Here is a 780-nt window from a genome sequence, read left to right on the forward strand (position 1 = left end):
CGACGGCGATGCCCCCGCCGACAGTGATCTTCCGACCGACCTGCGCGACTATGCGGGAGCGCTCGAACTCGACTACCCCGTGCGCATCGACGTCGTACAACCAGGCACGCAGCTCGCGCTCCTGCGCCCTGGCGAGCCGTGCGGCTTCGCTGGAGGCCCCCGCCCTGTTCTGGATCAGCGCCAGTGTCTGCAGCACCGAGTCGTGCAGGTGGGCGGCCATCTGACTGCGCTGCTCCTCCCGGATGCGGCGCACCCGCTCACCCGACAGCTCCCGCCACCGCGGGATCAGCGTCGACGACACCACGGCGGCGAGCCCGACCAGTGGGAGGAGCACCAGCGCCACACCCGAGCGCGCCACCGGCCAGGACAGCAGAACCGTGACCAGCAGGGCGAGCAGCAGGATCGAGAGGATCCGGATGCTGAGGGTGTGCCGGGGCCCGCGCGCGGTGTCGGTGCGATCTATGAGCGTGGCCCAGAGACCGGCACCCGTCGCGAAGGCCACGGTGCCACCGACGACGACGGCCGCGGTGCCTGGCGGGATCGATCCGCTCAGCCAGTCGCTGCCTCCTCGCCAGACGAGGACGACGAGCATCCCGACCGCGGCAGGGGCGAGCAGCAGCCAGGCCACCGGCATCCGTCTGGTCGGCGCGCTCTCGCCCTCCGCCCAGGGCGTGAACATCCAGCACCATGCATAGAGGAGCACTCCTGCACCGCCGCACAGCTTCCTGCTCTGGGTCGCCGGTATCGGCGTCGCCCGCTCCGAGGGCTGGCTGGGCGGGG

General features: G+C 71.7%; 1 pseudogene. It reads right to left on the reverse strand.

Annotation, left to right across the window (positions count from 1 at the left end):
- Positions 1-679, reverse strand: a pseudogene (locus KZA10_RS16570) (hypothetical protein); the annotation flags it as partial.
- Positions 680-780 lie beyond the last annotated feature (101 nt).

Source organism: Microbacterium sp. BF1 (genome assembly GCF_019279095.1).
GTDB classification, from domain to species: Bacteria; Actinomycetota; Actinomycetes; order Actinomycetales; family Microbacteriaceae; genus Microbacterium; species Microbacterium maritypicum.